This is a genomic window from Liquorilactobacillus cacaonum DSM 21116 (assembly GCF_001436735.1).
Taxonomy (GTDB): Bacteria; Bacillota; Bacilli; order Lactobacillales; family Lactobacillaceae; genus Liquorilactobacillus; species Liquorilactobacillus cacaonum.
This window is the reverse complement of sequence record NZ_AYZE01000015.1, coordinates 36,355-62,688: the sequence shown is the minus strand read 5'-3', so window position 1 is coordinate 62,688 and position 26,334 is coordinate 36,355. Positions and strand designations below refer to the sequence as shown.

Below are 26,334 nucleotides of genomic sequence, written 5' to 3'. Positions count from 1 at the left end.
GCCATGCAATTATTTAATGAATTAAAAACGCTTGGGCAGCAACATATAAAAGCTGATAAAAAAGCTGGTGAACGCGTTCCTTCTGGTTTGTGGATTGCTTGTCCTAAGTGCCATCAGTCTCTATATCATAAGGACTTAGGTATATATCAGGTTTGTCCAAATTGTGAATATGGGTTTCGAATTACGGCTAGAGAACGAATTTCTTGGTTAGTTGATGACTTTTCTGAGTTGGATGCTGATATGTGTACAACTGATCCCTTACACTTTCCAGATTATAAAAAAAAATTAGAAAAAGCGCGTGTTAATACGAAATTAAATGATTCAATTTTGACTGCAATTGCGACAATTCAAGACAAAAAGTTTGGATTAGGTATCATGGATCCAAACTTTATTATGGGTTCAATGGGTTCAGTTACAGGTGAAAAAATAACACGTCTTTTTGAAAAAGCTACATCTGAAAAACTTCCAGTTGTATTATTCACTGCGTCTGGCGGTGCAAGAATGCAAGAGGGTATTTTTTCCTTAATGCAAATGGCAAAAATTTCTGCTGCAATTAAACGCCATTCAGATGAAGGGTTGTTTTATCTTACTATTTTGACAGATCCAACTACTGGTGGCGTGACTGCGAGTTTTGCAATGCAAGGTGACCTTATTTTATCTGAGCCACGAGTTTTAATAGGATTTGCTGGGAAAAGAGTAATTGAGCAAACAATTCATCAAAAGGTACCAAATAATTTGCAAGATGCAGAAACTGTGCTTGAGCATGGATTTATCGACGCAATTGTTCAAAGAAGAGAATTGAAAAAAAAGATTGCATGGTTATTGAACATTCATGAAAAGGGGGACTCATAATGGTCAATATATTAGATAGAAAAAAGACAGCTGCACAGATTGTAGCGGGAGCCCGCAATCAAGAAAAGATGTCGGCATATGATTTGATTAATGGAATTTTTGATGATTTTTTTGAATTACATGGAGATCGTCTTTCAGGAGATGATGCTGCTATAGTGGGTGGAATTGCGATGTTAGCAGACAAGGCAGTTACCGTTATTGCAACTAATAAGGGTGAAAGTGCACAAGAAAGAATGTTAACTCATTTTGGTTGTCCCCAGCCATCAGGTTATCGCAAATCATTACGGTTAATTAAACAGGCTGAAAAATTTGGACGACCTGTTTTTATTTTTGTAAACACAGCAGGTGCATATCCAGGTAAGTCTGCAGAAGAAAATGGTCAAGGTGAAGCACTGGCTAACAATCTTCTCGAAATAAGTGGTGTGAAGGTTCCGGTAATTACGGTAATTTACGGTGAAGGTGGCAGTGGTGGTGCATTAGCATTGGCATGTGGAGATGCAGTCTGGATGGTAGAAAATAGTATGTATTCAGTACTTTCCCCAGAAGGGTTTGCAGCAATTTTGTGGAAAGACAGTAAACGTGCTGATGAAGCTGCTGAAGTGATGCAACTTACCCCAGAAAAATTATTAGCACAAAATGTTATTGAAGGAATTATTCCAGAATCACATTCTCATAAACGGGTTTGTCGTGCAATAAGAAAAACAATGGAACAAGAATTAGGCAGATTAAGTACACTTTCGACGGAAGAGTTACTTGCTAAAAGGTATGAGCGATTCCGGAAATTTTAGAGTGTGGTAAGGAACAATTGTTACGTGGATATATAGAGAGCGGAGGTAAGAAATTGGAAAAGTTACTAAGTGGTAAAAAAATTTTGATTATGGGTGTTGCTAATAAGCGAAGTATTGCGTGGGGCTGTGCGCAATCAATGCTTGATAATGGGGCAGAACTGATATTTACATATCAAAATGAGCGTCTGAAGAAGAGTTTATTACGGTTGATACCAGATGAGCAACGTCTGATTGAATGTGATGTTGCAAGTGATTCAAGCATTGAAAATGCCTTCAATATTATTGACCAAAGATTTGGTAAAATTGATGGAATTGTGCATGCAATTGCATATGCGAATAAAGAAGAACTTGCTGGAGATATTATGAATTCTAGTCGTGAGGGGTATGCCTTAGCACAGGACATTTCTGCTTTTTCATTGATTGCAGTTGCTAAATATGGAGTTGCAATTCTAAATAATCCCGCTAGCATTGTCACATTGACTTATTTTGGTTCAGAAAGAGCGATTCCTAATTATAATGTGATGGGTGTTGCGAAGGCTGCGCTTGAGGCAAATGTTCGGTATTTAGCAAGAGACATGGCTAAATATGGAGTGCGTGTTAATGCTATTTCTGCAGGTGCGATCAAAACCCTTGCAGTTACCGGTGTTAAGGATCATGGCGATTTGTTGCGTCTTTCAGAAGAAAGGACCGTTGATGGTAAATCTGTTACTACAAGTGAAGTTGGTGGAGCAGCAACTTTTTTGGTTAGTGATCTTGCAACAGGTGTAGTGGGGGACACAATCTATGTTGATAAGGGTGTGCACCTTATTTAAATTCTGTGTTAATGATTCTAAAAAGTTGCTGAAGACTTGTTTTATCAAAAAATTGCAAGTACACTAATAATGAATACAACAAGTATAGATGAAAGTGGTGCTAGCTATTATGGAAATTGAACAAAAAGCGCTCTTTATTATTTTTGGTGGAACTGGTGATCTTGCAAAAAGGAAACTTTACCCTTCACTTTTTCAGCTCTACAAAAAAGGAATATTAAAAGATAATTTTGCAATAATTGGCACTGCAAGGCGTCCATGGTCAGATGAACATTTACAAGAAGTTGTTAAAGAAGCTATTGAAGGCGATGAGGCGGCTGTTAGCTTAGGCGCTGAATTTGCGTCACATTTTTATTATCAATCGCATAATGTCAATGATACAGAACATTATGTAACTTTGCGTAAACTTGCTGAGAAATTAGATGAAAAATACCAAATTGAGGGTAATCGATTATTTTATTTGGCAATGTCACCGCGTTTTTTTGGAACTATTGCACAGCATCTTAAATCACAAAAAATTGTGACAACAAAAGGGTATAATCGAGTAATTGTCGAAAAACCGTTTGGACGTGATTTTGAATCTGCTAAAGATCTAAATGATTCAATTAGTAAATATTTTCCAGAAGAAGATTTTTTTAGAATTGATCATTATCTGGGTAAAGAAATGATTCAAAATATTATGGCACTACGGTTTAGTAATAATCTTTTTAGAGCTGTTTGGAATAATCGTTACATTGACAATATTCAGATTACACTTAGCGAGGCATTAGGTGTTGAAGAACGAGCGGGATATTATGAAACAGCCGGTGCTTTGCGTGATATGGTTCAAAATCATATTTTACAAATCATTTCATTGTTGACGATGAATATGCCAGCTTCGTATTCTGAATCGGATATTAGGCGTGAAAAGATATATGCACTTAAGTCATTGAAAAAATATTCAGCTGTAAAAGTTGCAGAGAATTTTGTTAGGGCACAATATAGCGCAGGTGATGGCCAAATTGGGTATCTTCAGGAAAATGAAATTGCAAATGATTCAACAACTGAAACCTTTGTTGCTGGAAAATTATTTGTTAACAATGAAAATTTCTCGGGTGTTCCTATATATATTCGAACAGGTAAGCGACTAACTAAGAAGACGACAAGAATTGATATTTCTTTCAAAGAAATGGAGACTAGCTTCTTTGATTCAAAAAAACTGGGACGTAATATTCTAACAATTAATGTTGAACCTGAAGGAAAAGTCTTTTTACAGACTAACATTAAGAAGATTGGCCAAGGTTTTGACCTTGTTCCAAGTTTGATGGAGTTGCAGTTGAATAATGAAAATGTTGTTGTACCAGAGGCTTATGAAAAGCTATTATTGGATGCGTTACTAGGTGATGCAACTAATTTTGCACACTGGGAAGAAGTTGCATATGCATGGAAGTTTGTGGATTCAATTCGTAAAGCATGGGATGATGGCAATGGGAATTTAGCAGAATATCCGTGTGGTTCTATGGGACCTAGAGAGTCTGAAGAATTACTAGAAAGAGATGGACACCAGTGGGTATTTGATGGTGAATAAAATAATTGTTAGTTTTTGATAATTAATTTTTTTGCTAGTACGATGATATATCGAAATTAGAGTTCTGATTGCTTTATGATTAGGGCTCTTTTTGTTTGACGTTTTCCAAGTTGCTAAAGTGTAGACGTATGTATTTTTTGAAGTCAGTGGCATTACTATCTTGAAATCGAACGTTTGTTCTAGTAAAATATGATTAGACTAATAGCTAATGGAAGTAATTAGATAGATGACAGAGAAAAGAAAAATTATTCATGTTGATATGGATGCCTTTTATGCTTCAATTGAAATGCGAGATAATCCTAAAATAAGAAATAGGGCAGTGGTTATTGCTAAGAACCCACGTCATACTGGTGGAACGGGGGTTGTAGCTACAGCTAATTATGTTGCCCGAAGAATGGGAATACACTCTGCAATGAGTGCACAAAAAGCTATGCAGCTTTGTCCAGATGCAGTTTTTGTGACGCCAAATTTTAAAAAATACCGTGCAGTTTCGGCTCAGATTCATCAGATTTTTCATGAATATACGGATATTATTGAACCTGTGGCATTTGACGAAGCTTACCTTGATGTCACTCAAAATAAGAAAAATATTGGTAATCCACTTCTTATTGCTAAAATGATACAGCAAGAAATCTTTATGAAAACTAATTTGACATCTTCAACTGGTATTTCTTATAATAAATTTCTTGCAAAAATGGCATCTGATTATAATAAGCCTGCCGGTACTACACTGATTAAAGAAGAAGATGTTTTCTCGTTTCTTACGCCATTACCAATTGAGAAGTTTCGGGGTGTAGGTGTGAAAACTGCTAAAAAAATGCATTCTTTAAAGATTGATGTAGGTAAAGATTTATTAAAAAAAACAGAGCTTGAATTGATTGCCGATTTTGGGAAGATGGGTGCATTATTTTATCAACATGTAAGAGGAGTTGATAATCGAGTTGTTGAATGGGAAAGAAAGCAAAAATCGCTTGGAAACGAACGAACTTTTGGTCAAGCATTGAAAAATATAACTGAAATTGAAGATATGTTTAATTATTTGGCACGGTTATTGGTTGCACAATTGCATAAAAAACAATTGCATGGAAAGACGATTGTGATTAAAGTCCGTAATAGTAATTTTGAAACTGTCACTAAAAGAAGAACATTAGATAATTTTTATCAAAATGATCAAGAAGTATTTGTATTTCATGCTTTACAACTTTTTGAGGAAATTCAAAATGAAATTGATGTTCGTTTACTCGGAATGACTATGACAAATCTTACTTCATTGCAGTATGAAAATATTGAGTTACCACTTTGGAAAGAATAACGCTCTTTGTGTTTATTTCATTTTATCGGTATACTAAACGTAATAACAGATTTTAGATAAGGAGAATCAAATTATGAAAATTACATGGCATGGGCATTCTATTATTGAAATAACCACTAAAAATCAAACAAACATTTTAATTGATCCTTTTATTACAGGAAATGACCTGACTGATTTGACAATCGCAAATTGTCATCCAGATTACATTCTGGTAACACATGCACACTATGATCATCTTGGTGATACAATTGAAATTGCCAAAAAAACTGATGCAAAAGTGATTGCTATTACAGATCTAGCAGCTTATTTAAACGAAAATGGTATTCCTGCAGAAGGGTTGAATTTTGGTGGTTCATTCCTCACGGATTTTGGAAAGTTCAAATTAGTTCCAGCATGGCACACAGCAGCTTTGCCAATTGAGGGTGCACTTCCAAGAACTTTGGGTGTAGCAGCTGGTTTTGAATTGCATATTGATGGCAAAGTGTTATATAACGCTGGAGATACGGCACTTTTTTCTGATATGAAGTTAATTAATCACGGAGAGGGCGTAGATTTAGCCTTTTTACCAATTGGAGATCATTTTACGATGGGAATTGAAGATGCAGTAATTGCAGCACAATTTGTGCAAGCAAAGCATGTTTTGCCAATCCATTTCAATACTTTCCCTGCCATCAAACAAGATCCCAATCAGTATCTTGCACAATTGGATAACGGTGTAGGTATAGGTATTGAAATTGGCGAGAGTTTTGAATTATAAGGGGAAATTAAATGTCTATTGAGCAAGAAATATTGGAAAAAATAAAAAAATTCGATAAAATTATTATTCATAGACATCAGCGACCTGATCCTGATGCCTATGGCTCCCAATGTGGATTGGCAACAATTTTGAGGGATAACTTTCCAGGAAAAAAAATTTATCAAGTTGGAGAAAGTGTAAAGGGGTTATCTTGGATTTCAGAACCAGAAGAAATTGAAGATGAGGTATATAGTGATGCATTAGTCATTGTAACTGATACGGCGAACCAACCTCGTGTTGATGATAAGCGCTATATTAATGGTAAAGCCTTAATTAAAATTGATCATCATCCTAATGAAGATCCATATGGAAGTCCTTGTTGGGTTAATACTCAAGCCTCAAGTTGTTCTGAAATAATTGTAGATTTTGCGAATGCAACGAATCTTAAAATCACAGACAATGCAGCGCGAATGCTTTATGCTGGAATTGTTGGGGATACAGGTAGATTTATGTATGATGCAACAAGTGCCCATACATTGAAGGTGGCATCCCAATTGATTCAACACGATTTTGATGCAGCCAAAATTAATAGAAGATTAGATAGTATTGAGTTCCCAGTTGCAAAATTAGCAGCTTATGTTTACGAACATATGGAGTTAACTGTAAATGGGGCAGCTTACATTATCTTGAACAATGAAGTAATGCAGCAATTTGATTTAAAAGATGCAAGCACAGCACCGATTGTACCGTTGATTGGTAAGGTTGTTGGTGTTAAATGTTGGACAGTGCTTGTACAGCAAAAAGATGGTTCTTATAGACTGAGAATTCGCTCAAAAGCACCAGTAATTAATGAGTTAGCTAAAGAATATGGTGGTGGGGGACATCCATTAGCAAGTGGGGCATTTATGCCAGATGGCCAGCAAATTCCTGATTATATCAAGAAACTTGATGCTATTGCAGCAAGTTATACAGGAGAAGAATAATGAACGAAACATTTAAACAATTTGGTTTTACTGATTATATTAATCAGGCTTTAGAGAAAATTAATTTCACTACACCAACTGAAGTTCAACAAAGATTGATACCACTTATTAAAGATGGTAGGAGTGTTGTTGGACAATCTCAAACAGGCAGTGGAAAGACTCATACATTTTTGTTGCCAATATTGGATGCACTTGATTCAACAATTGAAGAAGTCCAGGCGGTAATCACTACACCAAGTCGTGAATTAGCGTACCAGATATATGAAGCGACCAAGCAAATCATAGCGGAATATCCAGAACAAAAAATTTATGCTGCCAATTATGTTGGTGGTACAGATAAGCAACGACAAATTGAGAAGTTGGCTCATAGACAACCACAAATTGTCATTGGGACTCCAGGGCGGGTACTTGATTTAGTTAAAGGCGGAGCATTGGATATTCATAAGGCCCATTTTTTGGTGGTTGATGAAGCAGATATGACGCTAGATTTAGGATTCTTAAAGGAAGTTGACGCAATTGCTTCAAGTTTGCCGTCGAACTTGCAAATGCTAGTCTTTTCTGCAACAATTCCAGAAAAATTGAAGCCCTTTTTAAAAAAATACATGCAATCACCTGTCGTAGAGGTTGTAGAAAATAAAAATATCATCAGTCCGACAATTGACAATTGGCTTTTATCTACTAAGGGACGAGACCGCAATGCTTTAATCTATAAATTGTTAACGATGGGGCAGCCATATCTCGCTTTGATTTTCACGAATACCAAGACAAGAGCTGATGATTTAACTGATTATTTAAGAGCTCAAGGATTAAGAGTTGCTAAGATACATGGTGGAATTGAACCAAGAGAACGAAAACGTGTGATGAGAGATGTACAAAATCTTGATTACCAATATGTTGTGGCAACTGACCTTGCTGCTCGAGGGATTGATATAGAAGGTGTGTCTCATATTATTAATGATGATATTCCTGATGATCTAGAGTTTTTTATTCATCGTGTTGGTAGAACAGGACGTAATGGGATGAGTGGGATTGCTATTACGCTTTATGCACCAAGTGATGATGAAAAAATTGCACAGCTTGAAGAATTAGGAGTTAAATTTAAACCTAAGGCACTAAAAGACGATGAAATAGTTGATTCTTATGATCGTGATCGGCGAGAGAAAAGGCATGTTAAAAAGGATAAACTCGATGGTCGACTTGCAAGCATGGTGAAAAAAGAGAAGATAAAAAGGAAACCAGGTTATAAGAACAAAATTAAACGAGCAATTAAACGTCAAGAACAACAAGATCGTAAAGTTACACGACGTCAAAAACTAAGAGAAGAACGCAAAAAACACTAATTGACTTTTCATGGCCTTTTAGCTATACTTTTAGTGTTTCAGGATATATCTATTTTTAACAGTCAAAAGAGAGAGTTTGGTTGGTGGAAAAACTCGGCTAGTAAGGTAGATGCTCCCTGATTGAGTTCAGTATTTTTACGTTTGCTCAACGTTATCGAGCCTAAAGAGGTAGACGACAAGCATCGTTGCAAGTAAGGTGGTACCGCGCTAAAAGCGTCCTTACTAGCAACGGTGTTTTTATTGCTTTTGAAAGGAAAGGGAAGATATGAAACAATTATCCAGTGCACAAATTAGACAAATGTATCTAGATTTCTTTAAGAGTAAGGGACATGAGGTGATGCAAAGTGCACCGCTTGTCCCACATGATGACCCAACGTTACTTTGGATTAATTCTGGAGTTGCCACAATGAAGAAGTTTTTTGATGGTTCAGTTGTGCCGAAAAATCCACGGATTACTAGTTCACAAAAAAGTATTAGGACTAATGATATTGAAAATGTTGGGCATACAGCAAGACATCATACGTTATTTGAGATGCTTGGTAACTTTTCAGTAGGTGATTATTTTAAAGAAGAGGCAATTACATGGGCTTGGGAACTATTGACTAGTCCAGAATGGTTTGATATGGATCCTGAGAAACTTTATGTGACTGTTTATCCCAAAGATACACAGGCGAAAAAAATTTGGCTTGAAGAGGTAAAATTACCTGAAAGTCATATTTTTGAAGTTGAAGATAATTTTTGGGATATTGGTGAAGGACCTAGTGGACCCGATTCAGAAATTTTTTATGATCGTGGGCAAGCATTTAACAACCTTGCTGAAGACGATCCTGAAAGTTATCCTGGAGGCGAAAATGAACGTTATCTTGAAATTTGGAATATTGTTTTTTCTGAATTTAATCATAAGCCAGACGGAACATACGAGCCCTTACCACATAAGAACATTGATACGGGGATGGGATTAGAGCGCGTTGTTTCAGTTTTCCAAAATGCGCGTACTAATTTTGAGACAGATTTATTTATGCCATTAATAAAAAAGGCTCAGGAGTTGGGCAATGGGGTTGTATATGGCGATGAAGCTGCTACTGATGTGTCATTTAAAGTGATTGCGGATCATATTCGTGCAGTTACTTTTGCAATTGGTGATGGCGCTCTTCCTTCTAATGAGGGACGAGGTTATGTTATTCGACGACTAATAAGAAGAGCAGTGATGCATGGGCAAAATTTGGGAATTCAAGATGCTTTCTTATATAAACTGGTAGCAATTGTTGGGCAAATCATGCAGTCACATTACCCTGAAGTATTGGAGCAGGCAGAATTTATCGCTAAAGTTGTCAGAATGGAAGAAGATCGCTTTAATGAAACTTTAAAAGATGGGTTACAGCTTTTGAATGAGATGATTGCTCAGGCTAAAAAAAATAAAGCAAGTAAATTATCTGGAAAAATTGCTTTCAAACTTTATGATACGTATGGATTTCCACTTGAATTAACGACTGAATATGCAAAAGAGCAAGATTTAGTTGTGGATGAAGCAGAATTTGAAGATCAGATGAAACAACAAAAAGAACGTGCACGAGCAGCACGAAGTAATGCGAAATCAATGGGAGTTCAAAACGCATTATTAACTGATATTAAGACTGAGAGTAAGTATGTCGGATATGAAAAATTAGTTACAAATGCAGTGTTAAAAGATATTATTTTTGGTGATAAATTAAGCAAAGTTGCTAAAGATGGTAAAGCTGATTTAATTTTTTCTGAAACTCCATTTTATGCCGAGATGGGTGGACAAGTTGCTGATCAAGGAATAATTGAAGATGAGAACGGTAATATTGTTGCAAAAGTTACAGATGTCCAACATGCACCAAATGGTCAAAATATGCATACTGTAGAAATTTTACGCCCAATTTCTGTAGGAAACGAATACAAATTAATAGTGGACGATGCATTTCATAACGAAGTACGCAAGAACCATACTGCAACACATTTACTTGATCAAGCTTTACGTGACGTTTTAGGGGAGCATACACACCAAGCTGGTTCTTTAGTTGAACCAACATATTTACGTTTTGATTTCACAAATTTAGGCTCTGTTACACCAGAAGATTTACAAAAAGTTGAACAAATTGTTAATGAGAAAATTTGGGCTAACTTACAAGTTACGACTGTAGAAACTGATCTAGAGTCGGCAAAAAAACTTGGAGCAATTGCACTTTTTTCAGAAAAGTATGGAGATTTGGTTCGTGTTGTACAAATTGGCGATTACTCAATGGAATTTTGTGGGGGTAACCATGCTGTTAATACAGGTGAACTTGGGCTATTCAAGATTGTTGCTGAATCTGGAGTAGGTGCTGGAGTACGTAGGATTGAAGCAGTGACTTCGCGCGAAGCTTTCGAATTTATGGAACAAAAAAATAAATTGCTACAAGAAGTTGCAACTCAACTAAAGATTACCCAAATTAAAGAAATACCGCACAAAGTGGAAGCTTTACAGATAGAGATTAAAAACTTGGAGCAACAAAAGGGTTCACTAGAAGCTAAATTTGCTAGTCAACAAGCAGCTGACATCTTTTCTAATGTTGAAAAAATTGGTGGATTTTCAATCATTGCTGCTAAGGTCAAAGTTTCAGGGATGGAACAACTACGCCAATTGGCAGATCAATGGAAAGAAAAACAAATTTCTGATGTGTTAGTGTTAGCAACTGCTACAAGTGATGGTAAAGTTAATCTAATTGCAGCAGTTGTTCCTAGTGCAATCAAAGCCGGAATTAAAGCTGGGGAGCTCATTAAAGAAATTGCCCCTCTTGTAGGTGGCGGTGGCGGTGGACGCCCAGATATGGCACAAGCAGGTGGTAAAAATCCGGCTGGAATCGCGCAAGCTTTAGAAAAGGCAAAAAAAATATTAGAAAAATAAAGCAATTACAATAGCAACTAAAAAATGAGCATATTTTTTACTTTGAATTTTAATTGCAAAAAAGGTTCATTTCTAATGAAAAAAACGATCACAAAGTGTTAGAACAAAATCTAACATTTGAAGGTCGTTTTTTTGTATGAACCAAATATAAAAGTGTCTTATGTGGTTAAAATATAATTAAATTAACGATTAGTTCTAACTAATCTTGCATTTTGTTTAATTTCGTCAATAGTTGTAATTCCTGAAAGCAACATTGTGTTTAGTAGTTCAACTTGGAGCTGAGCTAAAACAGAAGTAACTCCCTTGTGACCGCCAAAATGTAGGCCATATAGTGGTGCTCGTCCAATAGCAATAAGATCAGCACCTAGTGCCAAAGCTTTAAAAACTTGTTGGCCACGACGAATACCGCTATCAAATACGATAGGAACGCGTTTATTTACAGCTTTAGCAATCTCTGGAAGGGCATTAATGGTTGAGCGAATTCCATCTAGTTGGCGACCACCAGTGTTTGAAATCCAAATACCATCAGCACCAAATTCAATTGCACGAATTGCATCTTCACCTGTTTGAATTCCTTTAATCAAGACAGGCAGACCTGTTTTCTTTTTGATCACTGCAATTTCTTTGGGTGAAATATCACGTGTACGGCCATTAACTTTTAAGATATCAAGATTTTTGGGATAGTCAGGAAAGGCTGCTAACTGGCGAAAAGGTAAGTCTGGATCAAAGTCAAAATTATTACGTATATCGCGCTCACGGCGTCCAAAACTTGCACCGAATACACCTACAACAATTGCTTTTGCTCCTTGTGTGACAGCTTCATGCAACAAAAAATCACTCAGTTTTTCATTTTGATCCATGCTAAATTGATAAAACCAGGGAGCATTGGGAGATGATTCATGAATGTCTTTAAGAAGTTCATTGCTAAAGGTTGAAACAGTCATTAAGCTGCCAGCATTAAAAGTTCCTTTAATTGTTCCCAATTCTGCTGATTTGTGAACTAATCCATGTGCGGCACTTGGTGATACAATAATTGGCGTTTTTAAGTCAATATCAAAAATTTTTGTAGTAGTTACACCATCATCTTCACAAAGTCCATGCATAACACTGGGAACTATTTCCCAATCATCAAAATCCGAGATATTGTGACGCAACGTATATTCACTTCCGGCGCCTCCTAGAATAAAATCTGCTTCTTTTTCATGGTTGCTTTGTTGCATTGATTTTTGAAACTTTTCTTCTAGATCAAAAAGATTTATGATGCTTAATTTTTTTTCTGCCGAATTAATGCTATATGACATATTAATAGCTCCTTTGTAATCTTAATTGTTAATTTTATAAGAGCTTATATTATAAAAAAAAAGTTGTCAATAAAGATTTCAAAGTATTTTAAAGTAGAGAGTAAGAAAATTGAAATTAAAAAAACATTTTTTAAAATTTTTTGCTTGACAAAAATAAAGATTCGATTAGAATAATGTCTATAGAATTAATAATCGAATGAAAACATCTTGAAGAGTAGAGTACAGAATTGAGTTTCTCAGAGAGCTTCTGGTTGGTGTGAAGAAGTGAGACAAAATATTTTGGAAGATGGACTCGGAATGGTGACGGTGAAATTTGAGCCGTTGACGTGGTTGCAGACGTTACAAGTGCAAGGTTGTATTATGGCTTTCTAGAGGCTATTTTGGCAACTTGCTGAGGTGATATTTATTATCACAAACTAAGGTGGTACCACGACATGCTCGTCCTTTTTATGAGGACGGGCTTTTTTTATTCGATTATAATGATTCGCAAAATTAATTAATAATAGTAAAAAAGGAGTGTATTTTATTATGAAGAAAAAAAATATTATCATTTGGGCAATCGTTGTCGTTGTAATTGCAATTGTAGGCTACTTTAGTTTTGGTGGGGGACAAAAAAAATCTACTAATAAAACTGTTACAATTGGGATAATGGCAGGTGTTAAGCAAGATGATGCAATTTGGAAAGAAGTCTCAAAAACTGCAAAATCTAAATATAATATTACCTTGAAATTCAAGAAATTTACTGATTATACGCAACCTAATAAGGCATTATCAAATGGAGACGTTGATTTAAATGCTTTCCAACATTATGCTTTTTTAAATGCTTGGAATAAGGCTAATAAGACAAGCATTGTTGCCATTGGTAAGACGGTAATTACGCCAATTCGTTTATATTCAGATAAAGTAAAAAAAGTTAAGGATATTCCTGATGGGGCAACAATTTCTGTTCCAAATGATGCCACAAATGAATCACGTGCTTTGTTCCTTCTAAAAAATGCTGGGTTAATCACACTTAAGAAAAATACATCCTTGGCAACCGTTAAGTCAATTGCAAAGAATCCAAAACATTTGCAAATTAAAGAATTAGATGCAAGTCAAACTGCTCGTTCATTATCAGATGTAACAGCAGCTGTTATTAATACGAATTACGCACAGGCTGCAAAGATTAACTATAAATCTGCAATTTATGTAGAACCAGTTAATAAAGATTCAGAGCAATGGATCAATATAATTGCTGCAAATAAAAAAGATAAGAACAAGCAAGAATATAAAGATGTTGTCAAAGCATATGAAACAGCAAAAACCAAGCAAACTATTAAGAAACAATACGGTACAGCTGAGATTGCTGCTTGGGATATTAAATTAAAATAATTACTTTGTTATTGAGTAGGAGGCTAAGAATATATGTCTGTTGAAGCGATTAGATTAGAAAAGGTCAATGTTACGTTTACACAAAAAGAAAAGCAAGTTAATGCGGTTAAAGATGTAACTTTAAGTGTTGAAAAAGGTGATATATATGGAATTGTGGGATATTCTGGCGCGGGAAAGTCAACTTTAGTACGTGTAATTAACTTGTTGCAAAAGCCTACTTCTGGTAGGGTTGAAGTCAACGGTGAAGTTTTGTTTGAGAAAAATTCTGCTGATGAAAAAATTATTAGTGCAAAAAAATTGCGCGCAAGAAGACGTAAGATAGGAATGATTTTTCAACACTTCAACTTGCTTAATGAACAAACAGTAATTCAAAATGTTGCCTTCGCTTTAAAACATAGTAATTTAAAAGAAAAAAATATCACAATAAAAGCGCAAAAATTACTTGATCTTGTTGGGTTATCAGAAAAGGCCGATGCATATCCTACACAATTATCTGGGGGACAACAACAAAGAGTTGCGATTGCTAGGGCATTGGCTAACGATCCGGATATTTTAATCTCAGACGAAGGAACTTCAGCTTTAGATCCCAAAAACACAATTCAGATTCTGGATTTGTTGCAAAAAATTAATAAGGAATTAGGTTTAACAGTTGTATTAATTACCCATGAAATGGATGCAGTTAAACGAATTGCAAATAAAATAGCTGTAATGGAAGATGGTCAAATTATTGAACGAGGAGATTTGATTTCGATTTTTACAAATGCAAAAGAGAAGTTGACCAGGGAATTTCTTGGAGGGGGTTCAACCAAGGCAATAGCGACCTTGAAAGAGTATGAACTGGGAAAATTAGCTGATGATGAAAGATTAGTGCAATTAATTTATATGGGATCAAAAGTTAGTGAACCAATCTTAGTTAAGCTCTATCGAGATTTCAATGTAGAGGCGAATATTATATATAGCAATATTGAAGTTTTAGGAAAGACACCAATTGGGACACTCTTTGTTATTTTAAAGGGCACAGAAGATAATCGCAAAAAAGCATTAGACTATTTAGAAAAACAAGAAGTTATTATTAAAAATATTGAGGAACATGAGGTGCAAAAAAATGGTTGAACTATTTGCAAAGTATTTTCCAAATGTTGTGGCTCAAGGTTGGACTGGTGATGGCGGTTGGTTACCTGCAATTGGTGAAACACTCTATATGATTTTCTGGCCCGCAATTTTTGGTGGTATACTCGGTTTAGTTTTTGGTGTGGGACTGGTCTTAACTGATATAGATGGAATTTCACCTAATAAGACAGTTTTCGGAATATTCGACAAGATTGTTTCTGTTTTTAGAGCAATTCCATTTATTATCTTATTGGCATTTATAGCCCCCGTTACTAATTTGATTGTTGGTACTCAAATTGGTATTTTAGGAGCTCTTGTACCTTTATCTTTGGGGTTATTTCCTTTTTATGCTCGTCAAGTTCAAGTTGCTTTAAAAAGTGTGGATCATGGAATAATTGAAGCTGCACAATCTGTTGGTGCAACTTTTTGGGATATTGTTTTCGATGTTTACCTAAGAGAGGCTCGTTCTGAGTTGATTCGTGTGACAACAGTAACTTTAATCAGTCTTGTTGGGTTAACCGCGATGGCTGGTGCAATCGGTGCAGGAGGCCTTGGTAATATGGCAATTTCCTATGGATATGGAAGATTTGCTAATGATATTACCTTTGTAGCTACTTTCTTAGTGTTAATAATTGTTCTAATAATCCAATTAGTTGGAGATTTCTTGGCAAAGGTATTTAATCATAAAGTTGTTTAGTTATTCTAGCGGAATTAAGCAGAAATTAACAGTCAATTACAGATTAATTTAATTAATTTTTCATATAATAAATAAGGAGTTGCGACCTAGATTTAGTGGTCCAACTCTTTATTTTTACTTGAAAGGGTAGAGTTATCTTGTTATGATGAAGAGCAAGATAATTAAAAATTTAACAAAAAGATTACGGTATCATTACAAGCACGTGTTTTGATTGTGACAATCTTTTTTCTTTAGTAAAATAGTAGTAGGTTATGCATGCGGAGGTGCTTGCGATGAGTTCATTAGATAAGACAATGTATTTTGATTTTGGTGATAATCATAAAAAAGATGTGCATGAAACTTTGGTAACTGTTTACCAAGCTTTAGAAGAAAAAGGTTATAATCCAATAAATCAAATTGTAGGGTATCTTCTTTCGGGAGATCCTGCGTACATTCCAAGATTAAATGATGCACGTAACTTAATTAGAAAACACGAACGCGATGAGATAGTTGAGGAATTAGTTCGATTTTATCTTCACAAGGAGGAGAAATAGTGGTTAGGCTAATGGGGCTAGATGTAGGCTCAAGGACAGTTGGGGTTGCAGTTAGCGATTTATTAGGATGGACTGCCCAAGGAATAGAAATAATTCCCATCAATGAGATGGACGAAGAATTTGGAATTGAACGAGTGAAAGAACTTGTTGAGCAATATGAAGTCAGTGGTTTTGTATTAGGACTGCCTAAAAATATGAATAATACTTCTGGTCCAAGAGTAGTAGCTTCACAAAATTACGGAGAATTATTAAAAAGAACTTTTGGCTTGCCAGTTGATTTTCAAGATGAAAGACTGACGACTGTGGCAGCAGAGAGAATGTTAGTAGAACAAGCAGATACTTCTCGAAAAAAAAGAAAGAAAGTTATTGATAAATTAGCAGCAGGATTAATTTTACAAAATTATCTGGATAGAAAAGGCCCACTTTTAGACAAATAAAAATTAAAGATATGAGGTAGTGTATTATGAAAGAAAATGATAACTTAATGACCTTAGTTGATGAAAATGGAAATGAAACTCTGTATGAAGTTTTGTTTACATTTGAATCAGATGATTATGAAAAATCGTACATTCTGTTAATTCCTGCTGGAACTCAACCCGAGGAACAAGTTGATGTCTTAGCATTTTCATTTGATCCTGATGAAAATGGCGAAGCATCTGATGCTGAGTTACACGATATTGAAAGTGATGAAGAATGGGATATGGTCGAGGGAGTTTTAGATACTTTTTTGAATGATGAAAACATGCAATAAATTGTTAATCATAATTTTATCTGTCCCCTACCTCAAGAAGTACTAATTGTTTTTAAGATTTCATAATTTAAAAAGGACACGAAGAGACTGAATCATACAATCGAGTATTGATTTGGTTTTTTTTATCTGAAATTATTCTTTATCAAGTCAGAATTTAAGCCAAAATTTAACTTTTAACCAAGTTTATAGTATAAAAATATGCTAAAATTAAACTCATATAACTCAAATTAGGAGGAATATACATGTCTGATGAAAAGCGCCGGTTTAGAGTGAAAATTGCGGGCGAAGACTATACAATCATTGGGAATAGTACTAGTGATCATATGAATACTGTTGTAAAAATTGTTGAAGAACAATTTGAAGAAATAAGGGAAATGATGCCCAACTTGAGTAAAGAAAGAGCTGCTGTTTTACTTGCAATCAATGCTGTTTCAGATCAACTATATAAAGAAGAAAAAGTAGAAGAATTACAAAACTTGTTAGATTCACATGAAAAGTAGGTGATTTTTAATGGCTTTATCTTTGATTATTATTGTGATACTCATTTGTGCCTTTATCTATGGGATGCATCGTGGATTGTTAATAATGTTACTCAAATTAATTAGTTTAATTATTTTATTTTTTATTGCGCATAATTTTGCAGGAATATTTGGAAATTGGTTAGAACAAATAGTAGAGACTTTTAGTCAAGGGTCGGTAACTTGGAATGCAGATCAAGGTAGTTTGAGTGGTAGTTCTACATTTTATTATGGACTGGCGTACTGGTTAATTCTAATTGTTGGTGGTCTGATACTTTATCGAGTGGTTAAGACACTGAATTTAATAAGAAAAATTCCTGTACTCGGGCAACTTAATGCTTTGGCAGGTGGGCTAGTGTCGAGTATATTAAGCTATTTAATTATTTTTGTTGCCTTGATTATTATGCAATCTTGGCCGACAGTGGATGTAAGGCAAAATGTTTATGGGTCAACTGTGGCTCAGTTTATTTTACAAAAAACACCAGTAATGTCACAAAATTTGAAAAACTGGCTGCAAGAAAATGATAGTAGTGTTTAGGGGGGAGATTTTTTGAATAGTAAAACTTTGAAAACTTTAGAGTTTGACAAAGTTAAGAATAATTTATTATCTTTTGTGGGTACTCCAATGGGTAAAAAAAGAGTAGTATCACTCGAACCTAGTAGTGACCTTGATGAAGTTAGTCATCAGATTGCACAAACAAAAGATGGAGTTGATATTTTAAGGGTAAAAGGTGGAATTCCCGTTCCAAAGTTAGCAGATATTTCGCAATCCTTAAAGAGATTGGATATTAATGCAACTTTGAATGGAAAGGAATTAGCAGCGATAAGTAAAATCTTAAGAGCTACCAATGAAGTTAGAGATTTCTTTGTCAAACTTGATGATGCGGCAATTAAGCTTACTACGTTAGATGAACTAGCTGATGATTTGCAAGTCTTACCAACATTAAACAAACGGTTATTACTATCAATTGAAGGTGATGGTCATGTTACCGATGAAGCTTCTGCTACACTGGCAGGTATTAGGAAATCTATTACTTCTATAGAGGGACAGTTAAGAGACCAACTAAATGTTTTGATCCATGGGACTTCTTCCAAATATCTGAGTGATGCAGTAGTCACTATTAGAAATGATCGATATGTTATTCCTGTAAAACAAGAGTATCGTAATCATTTTGGTGGTGTTGTGCACGATCAAAGTGCTTCAGGTCAGACATTATTTATAGAGCCAAGACAAATTGTTGATTTAAATAATCATTTAAAACAACAACAGGCAAATGAGAAAGAAGAAATAGCAAGGATATTACGTGAACTTTCTGAACTAATTGCACCTTATACAGCAGAAATTCGGCAAAATGCCCACCTTCTTGGAATTTTTGACTTTATTAATGCGAAGGCGAAATATGCTAAACAAATTAATGCTACTGAACCAATGCTTTCTTTGGAAAATAAGGTTTATTTACGACAAGGATGGCATCCTTTGTTAGATATGAAAAAAGCAGTTAAAAACGATATTATGTTAGGCGACGATTATAAGGCGATTGTTGTTACTGGGCCCAATACAGGTGGAAAGACAATTACCCTTAAAACCCTTGGCTTGATACAATTAATGGGGCAAGCAGGGTTGTTTATTCCAGCATTTGAAGAAAGTCGAATTGGGATTTTTTCGGATATTTTTGCAGATATTGGAGATGAACAGTCAATTGAACAAAGTCTAAGTACTTTTTCATCACATATGACAAATATTGTTGATATTTTAGCTGAAATTGATGAAAAGGCATTAGTCCTATTTGATGAACTTGGTGCAGGTACTGATCCTCAAGAAGGTGCAGCTCTTGCAATTTCAATTCTTGATTACGTTGGTTCAAAGGGAAGTTATGTGATAGCCACAACTCATTATCCTGAGCTTAAGGCTTATGGTTTTGAGCGCCCACAAACAATTAATGCCAGCATGGAATTTGATGTTGAGAGCTTGCGACCAACATATCGTCTTTTATTAGGAATCCCTGGCCGAAGTAACGCTTTAGAAATTTCAAAAAGATTGGGCTTAGAAGAAGTTATTGTAATGCAGGCCAAACAATTGACTGCTGGACAAAATCAAGATCTGAATGATATGATTCAGGATTTGGTTTCAAAGCGTCATCAAGTTGAAGAAGAATCAATTGAGGTTCATCAAAATCTCGAAGAATCTCAAAAGTTGCATCATGATTTAGAAAAAAAATATGAGGAATTAGCAAATCAAAGAGAACAACTGCTAGATAATGCACGTAAAAGGTCAAATGAAATTGTGGAACAGGCAACACAAAAAGCTGAAAAGATAATTACACAGTTACGGCAAATGCGTTTAAATTCGGGCAAATCTATCAAAGAAAATGAACTGATTGAGGCTAAGGCACAGCTAAATAAGTTAGAACAACCAACAAATTTGAGAAAAAATCGAGTTTTGAGACGAGCTAAACAGCAGCAAGCATTTAAACCAAACGATGATGTGCTAGTAAAATCTTATGGTCAACGTGGAGTGTTACTGCGCAAGGCAGGTGAACATGAATGGGAAGTCCAGCTTGGAATTTTGAAGATGAAGGTTCAAGAAGCAGAATTAGAGAAAATTAAGGTCGAAGAAAATTCGAAAAAGGCAATTCGAACGAGCGTTAAAAGTGTTGGGGCTGTACATGTTTCACCAACGCTTGATTTACGAGGTGAAAGATATGAAGAAGCTTTAGTGAAAGCTGATAGATACCTAGATGCTGCAGTGTTAGCAGGCTATGCGAGTGTGACAATTATTCATGGCAAAGGTACTGGAGCTTTAAGGCAAGGCATTACAGACTTTTTAGCACAGAGTCGGGTTGTAAAAAGTTTTAAATTTTCAGCTCCAAATGCGGGTGGAAATGGATCAACTATAGTATATTTAAAATAGAGGGCAGAATTATTGCATTTTTTGCATAATCTGTTATTATTTACTTACAAAAAGAAAGTAGGAGGTAATTGCAATGGTAAAAGAATTAACAGATGCAACATTTGAAAAAGAAACAAGTACAGGGGTTACATTAACTGATTTTTGGGCAACTTGGTGTGGTCCTTGTCGGATGCAATCCCCTGTTGTAGAGCAATTAGATGAAGAGATGGGTGACAAGATTTCATTTACAAAAGTTGATGTAGATCAAAATCAAGCAGTGGCTAGTGAATTTGGGATTATGAGTATTCCAACGTTGCTTATAAAAAAAGATGGTGAGGTTGTTGATACCTTGGTTGGATACCATCCAAAAGAACAGTTACAAGCAAAGCTAGAACAGTATATCTAATTTAGTAGCACATCAATTACATTATTTTTGAATATTTAAGAGCTAGATCAGAAGATAATCTTGATCTAGTTTTTTTATTGAATTTAAACAGTTATATTGTTAATAATATTATACGGTGTATAATATTATTTGAAATGAAATACATTTGGAGGTCCAACAATGAAAATTAAGATTTCAGCTGACTTATTGGACGGGATGGTTCTCGCGTTGTTGGCTCAAAATGATTATTATGGATATGCTCTAACACAAGATATGCAAGCAGCAATTGAAATATCTGAATCAACGATGTATCCGGTTTTACGACGTCTTCAAAAGAAAGGTTTTTTGACTACATATGATCAACCATTTCAAGGAAGAAATCGTAGATATTATCAGATTACTGAAGAAGGGAGTAAGCATTTAGCGGCCATTAAAGAAATTTGGAGTAATTATAAATATAGCTTGGATCAGATCTTTTTTGGGGGAAGAAAGGAAGAATAAAGTGGAAAGTGAACAGTATTTAAGGGAACTAGTGGATTTTTTATCTAACTTAAATGATGCTGATAAACAGGACGCAGTTGCTTATTATAGTGAGTATATTGCAGATGCTGGACTAGTATCAAGACAACAAATTGTAGATAAACTTGGTACGCCCAAGCATTTAGCGTTTAGAATTATGGCTGATTATTCAGTAAAAGAAGATCGATTAAATAACAATAAAATGAAAACAGTTCGTTCAAATTCGAAGATGATTGGACTTATAATTTTGGCCGTTTTATCGGCACCCATGACTCTTGGAATTGGTGCTGTTATCTTACTTGGATTGTTATGTATGATAATTTCAATTGTTGTTTTTGTTATTGGATTGTTTGGTGGATTGATTATTGGGGGAGTAACATCATTTTACTTTGGATTAACTAATATTTTGAAAAATTTTTATACGGGTATCTTTTATTTTGGTACAGGATTTGTAATTTCAGGTCTTTTGCTAATATTATGGCCGATTATTTATTGGATGAGTAAGGAAATTCTACAAGTGGTAGCAAATTTAGTAAGCTATCTTTATCAAAAGTTTAGAAATAGGCAGCGAAAGGATACAAAATTATGAAAAAGTCAATCTTAGTTGGATTTATGATGTTGATCGTTGGATTGCTTCTTACAGGTTATGCCTATCTAAATAACGGTGAGAATCTAATCAACGCAAAGAATTGGGAGATTGGTTTCTTAAAGGATAGTAAGCGGAAAGTTATGTTGGTTAAAAATATTAAATTTTCAAAAGTCAGTGTAAATGGAGACTTGAATATCATAGTAAAAAAGGGTACTAAATTTGGGGTAGTCTATCAAGGTGAGAAAAAAGATCAGCCGACTGTTAAAATTAAGGATGACCTTCTTTCAATTGATGAACACAAACCACATGGGGTGAATATTACTATTTCAAATTCCACTAATGAACAAGTAATTATAACTGTTCCCACAGATAGCAATCTTCAAGAATTCAGTGGGGATATTGGCTTTGGTAATTTCAAAGCAGAGAATATGAAAATCAAACGAATGAATTTGAGCAGTGGGGATGGGGATATAGCGTTGGCGGAAAATCAGATTGATTATTTAAAAATCAATAATCAAGATGGAGATATTGGCATCATTAATCACAATAAAATAAAGCAAGGATTTATCATAATGGAAGATGGTGATCTGATGCTTAAGGATAGTCAGTTAAACAAAACGACGATTATAAATGCAAATGGTGATATTGATGTAAATGACATCATTGTAAATGACGTAAATTTTAAACTTCAAGAAGGTGATTTCACTGCAAATAACTTGAAAGTTTTACATAAGTTGAATGTAACAAATAGTGATGGAGATAATGAAGTTAAGTTGAAGAAAAATACGGATATTTTGATAGGGATGCATAATGAAGACGGGGACAATACTTATTTAGGAAAAAATGTTGGTTCTGACTATAATACTCAAGGGAAAACGAGCAATCACATTATTTTAAATAATAATTCTGGAGATAACGAAATCAAATAGGGGGATGGATTGAAATGAAAAATAAGCAACTAGTTAAATCAAATGATCATATTTTTTTAGGAGTTTTAGGAGGAATTGCCGAATATTTTAATTGGGACAAAGCAATTACACGAATTATTGGTGCAATTCTAATAATATTTCCAGGACAATTTTTCTTTGGCATAATCACCTACTTTGTTGCTGCAGCAGTTATGCCCGATAAAAATGACAGGGATGCTGATAATGATATTATTGAAGGTGAATTTAGAGACAAAAAAAGTAAATAAATGGATGTCAGGCTAAAAAAATTTTAATGCAACTCGCTTTCACTTACAAATATCTGTATCATTGACTATATTTTACAATTTTGTTACAAATTTAAGACAATTTTACAAGTTCTTTAAGAAATCTTATATGAAAAGGTCTTGTAACAACTGCCAAGAGATGTAATGATTGTATATGTACAATTTATGACTATTTGATGATTAAAAATTGAAAATAATATGAATTGTAATTATAAAGAAGTGTGACATTATTTCAATTTTTGGGGGTGGCAAAAATTTTGAAGTTACTTAAAAGTCGGTTTTTAAAGAATGAAGTCACTCTATTCGTTTTAAAAACAATTTTTTATGCTGCAATTATGATGGGGTTAATATACCTCTTTAGTTATAGTGGCATAAATGGACCACACTTTATTTACAATGAGTTTTAAAAGAGGGAGATGTATTTTGCAGTGGACATTATTCAACAGATTGATAAGTGGGCGGAAATGACTCCAGATCGAGTTGTTTATGATTATTTGGGAGATACCAAGACATATAAAGAATTAAAAGAATATTCTGATAAGATTGCACAATATCTTGTTGGATTGAATTTACAAAAAAAGGCACCAATTTTAGTTTATGGCGGTCAAACATTTGAGATGATTGCAACATTTTTGGCAATTGTTAAAGCAGGACACTCATATATACCAGTAGATAGCGAATCACCTAAAGAAAGAATTATGCAAATTATGGAAATTTCTCAGCCGGTTGCCTGTATTGCGATTGAAAGTTTTCCACTTGTTTTAAAAGAGGATGTGCCTTTAATTAGCAAGCAGATGCTTGAAGGAATTTTGGAAAGTGAACCGAGCGTATTTGATGTAAAACAGTATCAAATAAAAGGAGATGATGTTTTTTATATCATTTTCACATCAGGGACGACAGGTATGCCAAAAGGTGTTCAAATAAGTGTTAATAATTTACAAAGCTTTTTAAGCTGGATGAAATCAGATTTTGGGATTGTTGCAGGAAAAACATTCTTAGCACAAGCCGCATACTCATTTGACTTATCAGTTATGTCAATATATCCAGCACTAACTCAAGGTGGTAGATTAGCTGCATTACCTAAGAAGGTCACTGATAATTTTAAAGAATTGTTTGAATGCTTACCACGAATGGAATTGAATATTTGGGTTTCAACACCTTCATTTATGGATATTTGTTTGCTTGATAAGAACTTCAATGAAGAGGAATATCCTGAATTAACACACTTTTTATTCTGTGGTGAAGAATTGACTAAAAAAACAGCTCAACAATTACATGAACGGTTTAGTAAGGCAAGTATTTATAATACTTATGGGCCAACAGAAGCGACGGTTGCAGTAAGTCAAGTAGAAGTCAATGAAACAATTTTGAAAAATTATTCTCGTCTACCAATCGGACTAGCAAAAGAAGATACAGAATTAATAGTAGTTGATGAAAATTTGGATGTTTTGCCAAATAACAATGCTGGAGAGTTATTGATTATTGGGCCAAGTGTTTCAAAGGGCTACTTAAATAACCCTGAAAAAACTGCAAATGCATTTGTGAAGTTTCAAGGAAAATTTGCATATAGGACTGGAGATTTAGCTGAAATTAATGATGAAGGACAATTACTTTATCATGGACGAGTTGATTTCCAAGTTAAATTGCATGGCTTTAGAATTGAATTAGAAGAGGTCGATCATCACTTGGGACAAGTTTCATTAATTAAGCAAGCCACTTGTGCTCCCAAGTATGATGTAAATCACAAAGTTTCACAGATTGTAGCTTACGTTGTTGCTAAGGAAAACGATTATCCATCTGATTTTTCATTAACAAAAGCAATCAAAGAGGAATTGACAACTTTGATGATGCCTTATATGATTCCGCAAAAATTCGTTTATGTGGATTCCTTACCTCTAACCAATAATGGTAAAGTTGACCGTAAGAAAATTTTGCACGAGGTTAATTGCTAATGATTAACATGCAACCTTATCAGAACCCAACGTATTTTTTGTTTATTACACTAGCATTAATACCAATTATTATTGCAAATTTATATGAGAAAAAATTACATTGGTATCAATCAATTAGTACTGTAGCTTTTTTACTATTATCATTTGGTGGAATAAAGTGGCATCAAGGAATTGCGTTAATTATATATGTTGTCTTGGAAGTTATTCTCATAAAAATTTATTATGAATATCGAAAACGTGCGAATGTTTCATGGATATTTTATATAGCAGTGATAGTTGCAATTATTCCGTTGGTAATAGTTAAAATAACACCAGCAGTATATGGCGGGAAGGCCTCAATAATTGGCTTTTTGGGAATTAGCTACATTACGTTTAAAATAGTAGGAATGATTATGGAAATTCGTGATGGAGCGATTAAAGAATTTAAACTGCGACAAACAGTCGAATTTCTACTATTCTTTCCAACAATATCTTCAGGTCCTATTGATCGTTATCGTAGATTTCTAGGTGATTATGACAAAAAATTGCCACAAAAGAAGTATTTGGATATGCTTGAAAAAGGAGTTTGGTATATCTTTCTAGGGTTTGTTTATAAATTCTTTATCGCATATTTCTTTGGTACGATATTATTGCCACAAGTTGGTCAAAATGCATTGGCACATGGAGGCATTTCATGGTGGCTAGTTGCTTATATGTATGTTTATTCAATGGATTTATTTTTTGACTTTGCAGGATATAGCTTATTTGCAGTAGGAACTAGTTATATTATGGGAATTGCAACACCAATGAACTTTAATAAACCATTTAGTGCACCTAATATCAAGGAATTTTGGAACAGATGGCATATGACGCTTTCTTTTTGGTTCAGGGACTATATTTATATGCGTCTTGTGTTTTTCATCATGAAGAAAAAACTTATTAAGAGTAAGATTACAATTGCAAATTTAGGGTATCTGACACTTTTCCTCATCATGGGATTTTGGCATGGTGTAACGTGGTATTACATTGTTTATGGGTTATTCCATGCATGTGCAATTATTATTTGTGATATGTGGTTACGATTTAAGAAGAAACATCGTGATCAGATCCCAAGTAATCGTTTTACTAAAATGTTTGCAGTTTTTTTGACCTTCAATATTGTTTGCTTTAGCTTTTTGATTTTTTCTGGGTTTTTAAACACAATGTTAGTACATCATATAATGAAATAAAG

Annotated in this window: 27 protein-coding genes and 1 other annotated feature; of the genes, 26 read left to right on the top strand and 1 reads right to left on the bottom strand. The window is 34.5% G+C overall.

Features of this window, described 5'->3' with window-relative positions; genetic code table 11:
* Positions 1 to 3: 3 nt before the first annotated feature.
* The 9 genes from accD (at position 4) to alaS (ending at position 11,295) form a co-directional block, all read left to right on the top strand.
* Positions 4 to 852 (top strand): acetyl-CoA carboxylase, carboxyltransferase subunit beta, encoded by an 849-nt coding sequence (gene accD / locus FC80_RS06960; protein ID WP_057829421.1) that lies wholly within the window; start codon positions 4 to 6, stop codon positions 850 to 852.
* Complete coding sequence (accA, locus tag FC80_RS06955) at positions 852 to 1,640, top strand: carboxyltransferase subunit alpha (protein WP_057829420.1); 789 nt, start codon at positions 852 to 854, stop codon at positions 1,638 to 1,640. Before accD ends, accA begins: the two co-directional genes overlap by 1 nt.
* Positions 1,641 to 1,693: 53 nt before the next feature.
* The gene (fabI, locus tag FC80_RS06950) at positions 1,694 to 2,452 is read left to right on the top strand and encodes an enoyl-ACP reductase FabI (RefSeq protein ID WP_083486948.1); all 759 of its coding nucleotides are present in this window, start codon (positions 1,694 to 1,696) and stop codon (positions 2,450 to 2,452) included.
* 109 nt (positions 2,453 to 2,561) lie between these two features.
* Positions 2,562 to 4,016, top strand: a complete 1,455-nt coding sequence (gene zwf / locus FC80_RS06945; protein WP_057829419.1) for a glucose-6-phosphate dehydrogenase — start codon at positions 2,562 to 2,564, stop codon at positions 4,014 to 4,016.
* 226 nt (positions 4,017 to 4,242) lie between these two features.
* Entirely contained in the window at positions 4,243 to 5,328 is a 1,086-nt protein-coding gene (gene dinB, locus FC80_RS06940; RefSeq protein ID WP_057829418.1) for a DNA polymerase IV, read from the top strand.
* A 73-nt stretch (positions 5,329 to 5,401) separates the two neighbouring features.
* Positions 5,402 to 6,085, top strand: coding sequence for a metal-dependent hydrolase (locus tag FC80_RS06935; protein ID WP_057829417.1), 684 nt, complete (start codon positions 5,402 to 5,404; stop codon positions 6,083 to 6,085).
* Positions 6,086 to 6,096: 11 nt separating this feature from the next.
* Positions 6,097 to 7,047 (top strand): DHH family phosphoesterase, encoded by a 951-nt coding sequence (locus FC80_RS06930; RefSeq protein ID WP_057829416.1) that lies wholly within the window; start codon positions 6,097 to 6,099, stop codon positions 7,045 to 7,047.
* Entirely contained in the window at positions 7,047 to 8,387 is a 1,341-nt protein-coding gene (locus FC80_RS06925; RefSeq protein ID WP_057829415.1) for a DEAD/DEAH box helicase, read from the top strand. Before FC80_RS06930 ends, FC80_RS06925 begins: the two co-directional genes overlap by 1 nt.
* Positions 8,388 to 8,652: 265 nt before the next feature.
* The gene (gene alaS / locus FC80_RS06920) at positions 8,653 to 11,295 is read left to right on the top strand and encodes an alanine--tRNA ligase (protein ID WP_057829414.1); all 2,643 of its coding nucleotides are present in this window, start codon (positions 8,653 to 8,655) and stop codon (positions 11,293 to 11,295) included.
* 182 nt (positions 11,296 to 11,477) lie between these two features.
* Here the strand turns inward: alaS and FC80_RS06915 are convergent, their stop codons facing one another.
* The gene (locus FC80_RS06915) at positions 11,478 to 12,596 is read right to left on the bottom strand and encodes an alpha-hydroxy-acid oxidizing protein (RefSeq protein ID WP_057829413.1); all 1,119 of its coding nucleotides are present in this window, start codon (positions 12,594 to 12,596) and stop codon (positions 11,478 to 11,480) included.
* Positions 12,597 to 12,794: 198 nt separating this feature from the next.
* Positions 12,795 to 13,045, top strand: a binding site (T-box leader).
* A gap of 79 nt (positions 13,046 to 13,124) precedes the next feature.
* Here FC80_RS06915 and FC80_RS06910 point away from each other — a divergent pair.
* The 17 genes from FC80_RS06910 to dltB all read left to right on the top strand — a co-directional run bounded on the left by FC80_RS06910 (position 13,125) and on the right by dltB (position 26,332).
* Positions 13,125 to 13,967 (top strand): MetQ/NlpA family ABC transporter substrate-binding protein, encoded by an 843-nt coding sequence (locus tag FC80_RS06910; RefSeq protein ID WP_057829412.1) that lies wholly within the window; start codon positions 13,125 to 13,127, stop codon positions 13,965 to 13,967.
* Between the two features lie 33 nt (positions 13,968 to 14,000).
* Entirely contained in the window at positions 14,001 to 15,080 is a 1,080-nt protein-coding gene (locus FC80_RS06905; protein WP_057829411.1) for a methionine ABC transporter ATP-binding protein, read from the top strand.
* Positions 15,073 to 15,774: a methionine ABC transporter permease gene (locus tag FC80_RS06900; RefSeq protein ID WP_057829410.1), complete on the top strand. Its 702-nt coding sequence runs from the start codon at positions 15,073 to 15,075 to the stop codon at positions 15,772 to 15,774. Before FC80_RS06905 ends, FC80_RS06900 begins: the two co-directional genes overlap by 8 nt.
* Before the next feature lie 272 nt (positions 15,775 to 16,046).
* Entirely contained in the window at positions 16,047 to 16,307 is a 261-nt protein-coding gene (locus tag FC80_RS06895; protein ID WP_057829409.1) for an IreB family regulatory phosphoprotein, read from the top strand.
* A gap of 11 nt (positions 16,308 to 16,318) precedes the next feature.
* Entirely contained in the window at positions 16,319 to 16,744 is a 426-nt protein-coding gene (ruvX, locus tag FC80_RS06890; protein WP_187327443.1) for a Holliday junction resolvase RuvX, read from the top strand.
* Between the two features lie 26 nt (positions 16,745 to 16,770).
* The gene (locus FC80_RS06885; protein WP_057829407.1) at positions 16,771 to 17,058 is read left to right on the top strand and encodes a DUF1292 domain-containing protein; all 288 of its coding nucleotides are present in this window, start codon (positions 16,771 to 16,773) and stop codon (positions 17,056 to 17,058) included.
* Positions 17,059 to 17,300: 242 nt separating this feature from the next.
* Positions 17,301 to 17,558: a cell division protein ZapA gene (gene zapA, locus FC80_RS06880; protein WP_057829406.1), complete on the top strand. Its 258-nt coding sequence runs from the start codon at positions 17,301 to 17,303 to the stop codon at positions 17,556 to 17,558.
* A gap of 10 nt (positions 17,559 to 17,568) precedes the next feature.
* The gene (locus tag FC80_RS06875) at positions 17,569 to 18,114 is read left to right on the top strand and encodes a CvpA family protein (protein WP_083486947.1); all 546 of its coding nucleotides are present in this window, start codon (positions 17,569 to 17,571) and stop codon (positions 18,112 to 18,114) included.
* Between the two features lie 12 nt (positions 18,115 to 18,126).
* Positions 18,127 to 20,487 carry an endonuclease MutS2 gene (locus FC80_RS06870; protein ID WP_057829405.1) on the top strand — a complete coding sequence of 787 codons (2,361 nt, stop codon included), beginning with the start codon at positions 18,127 to 18,129 and terminating at the stop codon, positions 20,485 to 20,487.
* A 73-nt stretch (positions 20,488 to 20,560) separates the two neighbouring features.
* Complete coding sequence (gene trxA, locus FC80_RS06865) at positions 20,561 to 20,872, top strand: thioredoxin (RefSeq protein ID WP_057829404.1); 312 nt, start codon at positions 20,561 to 20,563, stop codon at positions 20,870 to 20,872.
* Positions 20,873 to 21,031: 159 nt separating this feature from the next.
* Complete coding sequence (locus tag FC80_RS06860) at positions 21,032 to 21,352, top strand: PadR family transcriptional regulator (RefSeq protein WP_057829403.1); 321 nt, start codon at positions 21,032 to 21,034, stop codon at positions 21,350 to 21,352.
* 1 nt (position 21,353) lies between these two features.
* Positions 21,354 to 21,959 (top strand): DUF1700 domain-containing protein, encoded by a 606-nt coding sequence (locus tag FC80_RS06855; RefSeq protein WP_057829402.1) that lies wholly within the window; start codon positions 21,354 to 21,356, stop codon positions 21,957 to 21,959.
* Positions 21,956 to 22,888 (top strand): DUF4097 family beta strand repeat-containing protein, encoded by a 933-nt coding sequence (locus FC80_RS06850; RefSeq protein ID WP_057829401.1) that lies wholly within the window; start codon positions 21,956 to 21,958, stop codon positions 22,886 to 22,888. The genes FC80_RS06855 and FC80_RS06850 overlap by 4 nt, the downstream gene beginning before the upstream one ends.
* 14 nt (positions 22,889 to 22,902) lie before the next feature.
* Positions 22,903 to 23,154: a PspC domain-containing protein gene (locus FC80_RS06845; protein ID WP_057829400.1), complete on the top strand. Its 252-nt coding sequence runs from the start codon at positions 22,903 to 22,905 to the stop codon at positions 23,152 to 23,154.
* A gap of 275 nt (positions 23,155 to 23,429) precedes the next feature.
* Positions 23,430 to 23,579 carry a teichoic acid D-Ala incorporation-associated protein DltX gene (locus tag FC80_RS09420; protein WP_083486945.1) on the top strand — a complete coding sequence of 50 codons (150 nt, stop codon included), beginning with the start codon at positions 23,430 to 23,432 and terminating at the stop codon, positions 23,577 to 23,579.
* A gap of 9 nt (positions 23,580 to 23,588) precedes the next feature.
* The gene (gene dltA, locus FC80_RS06840) at positions 23,589 to 25,124 is read left to right on the top strand and encodes a D-alanine--poly(phosphoribitol) ligase subunit DltA (RefSeq protein WP_057829399.1); all 1,536 of its coding nucleotides are present in this window, start codon (positions 23,589 to 23,591) and stop codon (positions 25,122 to 25,124) included.
* A complete protein-coding gene (gene dltB / locus FC80_RS06835; RefSeq protein ID WP_057829398.1) occupies positions 25,124 to 26,332 on the top strand; it encodes a D-alanyl-lipoteichoic acid biosynthesis protein DltB in 1,209 nt (402 codons plus the stop codon). The genes dltA and dltB overlap by 1 nt, the downstream gene beginning before the upstream one ends.
* The last annotated feature ends 2 nt before the right edge of the window (positions 26,333 to 26,334 follow it).

Excerpts from the sequence above, each read along its gene's own strand:
- FC80_RS06900 (WP_057829410.1), top strand. The coding sequence starts at position 15,073 with ATGGTTGAACTATTTGCAAAGTATTTTCCAAATGTTGTGGCTCAAGGT.
- FC80_RS06895 (WP_057829409.1), top strand. The coding sequence starts at position 16,047 with ATGAGTTCATTAGATAAGACAATGTATTTTGATTTTGGTGATAATCAT.
- FC80_RS06935 (WP_057829417.1), top strand. The coding sequence starts at position 5,402 with ATGAAAATTACATGGCATGGGCATTCTATTATTGAAATAACCACTAAA.
- FC80_RS06930 (WP_057829416.1), top strand. The coding sequence starts at position 6,097 with ATGTCTATTGAGCAAGAAATATTGGAAAAAATAAAAAAATTCGATAAA.
- dinB (WP_057829418.1), top strand. The coding sequence starts at position 4,243 with ATGACAGAGAAAAGAAAAATTATTCATGTTGATATGGATGCCTTTTAT.
- dltB (WP_057829398.1), top strand. The coding sequence starts at position 25,124 with ATGATTAACATGCAACCTTATCAGAACCCAACGTATTTTTTGTTTATT.
- FC80_RS06905 (WP_057829411.1), top strand. The coding sequence starts at position 14,001 with ATGTCTGTTGAAGCGATTAGATTAGAAAAGGTCAATGTTACGTTTACA.
- ruvX (WP_187327443.1), top strand. The coding sequence starts at position 16,319 with ATGGGGCTAGATGTAGGCTCAAGGACAGTTGGGGTTGCAGTTAGCGAT.
- alaS (WP_057829414.1), top strand. The coding sequence starts at position 8,653 with ATGAAACAATTATCCAGTGCACAAATTAGACAAATGTATCTAGATTTC.
- trxA (WP_057829404.1), top strand. The coding sequence starts at position 20,561 with ATGGTAAAAGAATTAACAGATGCAACATTTGAAAAAGAAACAAGTACA.
- accA (WP_057829420.1), top strand. The coding sequence starts at position 852 with ATGGTCAATATATTAGATAGAAAAAAGACAGCTGCACAGATTGTAGCG.
- FC80_RS06845 (WP_057829400.1), top strand. The coding sequence starts at position 22,903 with ATGAAAAATAAGCAACTAGTTAAATCAAATGATCATATTTTTTTAGGA.
- FC80_RS06860 (WP_057829403.1), top strand. The coding sequence starts at position 21,032 with ATGAAAATTAAGATTTCAGCTGACTTATTGGACGGGATGGTTCTCGCG.
- FC80_RS06915 (WP_057829413.1), bottom strand. The coding sequence starts at position 12,596 with ATGTCATATAGCATTAATTCGGCAGAAAAAAAATTAAGCATCATAAAT.
- FC80_RS06885 (WP_057829407.1), top strand. The coding sequence starts at position 16,771 with ATGAAAGAAAATGATAACTTAATGACCTTAGTTGATGAAAATGGAAAT.
- zwf (WP_057829419.1), top strand. The coding sequence starts at position 2,562 with ATGGAAATTGAACAAAAAGCGCTCTTTATTATTTTTGGTGGAACTGGT.
- dltA (WP_057829399.1), top strand. The coding sequence starts at position 23,589 with ATGTATTTTGCAGTGGACATTATTCAACAGATTGATAAGTGGGCGGAA.
- FC80_RS06925 (WP_057829415.1), top strand. The coding sequence starts at position 7,047 with ATGAACGAAACATTTAAACAATTTGGTTTTACTGATTATATTAATCAG.
- zapA (WP_057829406.1), top strand. The coding sequence starts at position 17,301 with ATGTCTGATGAAAAGCGCCGGTTTAGAGTGAAAATTGCGGGCGAAGAC.
- FC80_RS06910 (WP_057829412.1), top strand. The coding sequence starts at position 13,125 with ATGAAGAAAAAAAATATTATCATTTGGGCAATCGTTGTCGTTGTAATT.
- FC80_RS06875 (WP_083486947.1), top strand. The coding sequence starts at position 17,569 with ATGGCTTTATCTTTGATTATTATTGTGATACTCATTTGTGCCTTTATC.
- accD (WP_057829421.1), top strand. The coding sequence starts at position 4 with ATGCAATTATTTAATGAATTAAAAACGCTTGGGCAGCAACATATAAAA.
- FC80_RS06850 (WP_057829401.1), top strand. The coding sequence starts at position 21,956 with ATGAAAAAGTCAATCTTAGTTGGATTTATGATGTTGATCGTTGGATTG.